Origin of the sequence: Streptomyces sp. NPDC058525, from assembly GCF_042719495.1 — a bacterium.
In the GTDB taxonomy this organism is placed as follows: Bacteria; Actinomycetota; Actinomycetes; order Streptomycetales; family Streptomycetaceae; genus Streptomyces.
The window spans coordinates 1-2,589 of the sequence record NZ_JBHXNP010000212.1 but is presented as its reverse complement, the minus strand read 5'-3'; the positions used below and the strand labels follow the sequence as shown (position 1 = coordinate 2,589).

Below are 2,589 nucleotides of genomic sequence, written 5' to 3'. Positions count from 1 at the left end.
CCTCGACCTGCTGCGCCCGATCTACGCCCAGACCGCCGCCTACGGCCACTTCGGCCGCGAGCTGCCGGACTTCACCTGGGAGCGCACCGACCGCGTCGACGCGCTGCGCGCGGCCGCCGGTCTGTAAGCACCACCGTCTGAGACGAACGGCCCCGGACCCGCGGTCCGGGGCCGTTCGCGTGCCCAGCCGCCCGGGGCGAAGCGGCTCGCTGGTGCGGCGCCGGTGCTGGGGCTCCGCCCCAGGCCCCGCGCCTCAAACTCCCCCAGCTACCGCTGGGAGGTGCCCCCAGGCGGGGCTGGATTGGGGCCCGGCCGCTGTCGGTGGGGTTTGGTAAGAATGCGGGTGTGAGCAGTGCGAACGAGTCCGAGCAGCGGGGCGGGGACGTGAGTCCCGGCGACCCGCCGGAGCAGCTGGCGCTGATCCGGGAGATGGTCGCCGAGGCGAAGGCCAAGGCGCCCAAGGCGAAGCCACGCACCTGGCGCGGCGCCGCCCTCGCCGAGGAACTCCCCGTCGCCCGCATCCTCGTGAACAAGGGCGTGCTCCACCTCGACCAGCTCTGGGACTACGCCGTCCCCGCCGAGCTCTCGGAGGCCGCGCAGCCCGGCGTCCGCGTCCGGGTCCGCTTCGGAGCCGGCTCCCACCAGGTGCACGGCGGCCGCCGCGAGGGCGGCGGCCTCATCGACGGCTTCGTCGTCGAGCGGCGCGCCGAGTCCGACTACAACGGGGCGCTGGCCGCCCTCGCCCACGTCGTCTCGCCCGAGGTGGTGCTCGGCCCGCGCATGCTGGCCCTGGCCCGGGCCGTCGCCGACCGGTACGCGGGCAGCCTGGCCGACGTACTCCAGCTTGCCCTGCCCCCGCGCAACGCCCGCGCCGAGTCCAAGCCCTCACCCGAGCCGCTGCCCCCGCCCGCCGCGCCCGAGCCCGGCGGCTGGCAGCGCTACGGCTCGGGGCCCGCCTTCCTGCGCGCCCTCGCCACCGGCGGCACCCCGCGCGCCGTCTGGACCGCCCTGCCCGGCCCCGGCTGGGCCGACGAGCTGGCCCGCGCCATGGCCGCCACCCTCGCCTCCGGCCGCGGAGCCCTCGCCGTGGTGCCCGACGGGCGCACGGCCGCCCGGGTGGACGCGGCGCTCACCGCCCTGCTCGGCGAGGGACGGCACGCGCTGCTGACCGCCGAGTCCGGGCCGGAGAAGCGCTACCGCCAGTGGCTCGCCGTGAGCCGGGGCTCGGTGCGGGCCGTCGTCGGTACCCGCGCGGCGATGTTCGCCCCCGTGCGTGACCTCGGGCTGGTTGCGGTCTGGGACGACGGCGACTCCAGCCACAGCGACGACCGCGCCCCCTTCCCGCACGTCCGCGAGGTCCTGGAACTGCGCGCGGTCACCGACGGCTGCGGTTTCCTGGCCGGGAGCACCAGCTGCACCGTCGAGGCCGCCCAGCTGGTCGAGTCCGGCTGGGCGCGGCCGCTGGTCGCCGACCGGGAGACGGTGCGCCGGTGTGCCCCGCGGATCCGGACGGTGGGCGACGAACTGCTGGCCCGCGACGAGGCGGCCCGGGCCGCGCGCCTGCCGAGCCTGGCTTGGGAGACCGTACGGGAGGGGCTCAGGACCGGGCCCGTACTGGTCCAGGTGCCGCGGCGCGGCTATGTGCCCCGGCTGGCGTGCGAGCGGTGCCGTACGCCCGCCCGCTGCACGGCCTGCGCCGGGCCGCTGGAGGCCCCCGACGCGCGGGACCTGCACTGCGGCTGGTGCGGGCGTCCCGAGCCGTCCTGGCACTGCGAGGAGTGCGGGTCCTTCCGGCTGCGGGCCCAGGTGGTGGGCGCGCGGCGGACGGCCGAGGAACTGGGGCGGGCCTTCCCGGCCGTGCCCGTACGGACCTCCGGGCGCGACCACGTCCTGGACGAGGTGCCTGACCGGCCGGCGCTGGTGGTGAGCACGCCCGGCGCGGAACCGGTCGCGGCGGGCGCCGGGTACGCGGCGGCGCTGCTGCTCGACGGCTGGGCCATGCTGACCCGGCCCGACCTGCGGGCCGGCGAGGACGCGCTGCGCCGCTGGATCGCGGCCGCCTCGCTGGTACGGGGGGAGGGCCAGGTCGTGGTGGTCGCGGAGCCGACGCTGCGGCCGGTGCAGGCGCTGGTGCGGTGGGACCCGGTGGGGCATGCCGTACGGGAGCTCGCGGAGCGGGCCCAGCTCGGGTTCCCGCCGGTGTCCCGGATGGCGGCGGTGGCGGGCCGGGGCGAGGCCGTGGAGGCCTTCCTGGCCGGGGCCGGACTGCCGCCGGACGCCGAGATCCTGGGGCCGGTGCCGCTGTCGGGGCGGCGGGGCGAGGCTTCGCCGGGGGAGCGGGCGCTGGTACGGGTGCCGCCGGGCAGCGGGGCGGCGCTGGCCGCGGCGCTGAAGGCCGCGCAGGCGGCGCGGATGGCCCGGGGGGTTCCGGCGGCGGAGGCGGTGCGGGTCCGGATCGACCCGGCGGACATCGGCTGACGGGCGGGCACGGTGGTGCCGGTGGTCCCGCTGCGCGGGGCGGGGGGAAGCCCCCCGCCGCGGGTCGGGCCGGTGGGCGGGCGGCGGCGAACCCGCGGGAGGCGGGGGGTG

The 2,589-nt window shown here is 78.7% G+C and carries 2 protein-coding genes; both read left to right on the top strand.

Annotated elements, in window-relative coordinates:
- A partial coding sequence (locus tag ACFWP3_RS41840; protein WP_366083555.1) for a methionine adenosyltransferase domain-containing protein occupies positions 1–127 on the top strand: 127 nt, incomplete at its 5' end.
- A 218-nt stretch (positions 128–345) separates the two neighbouring features.
- On the top strand, positions 346–2,478 hold the full coding sequence (locus ACFWP3_RS41835; RefSeq protein ID WP_384232198.1) for a primosomal protein N': 2,133 nt from the start codon (positions 346–348) through the stop codon (positions 2,476–2,478).
- The last annotated feature ends 111 nt before the right edge of the window (positions 2,479–2,589 follow it).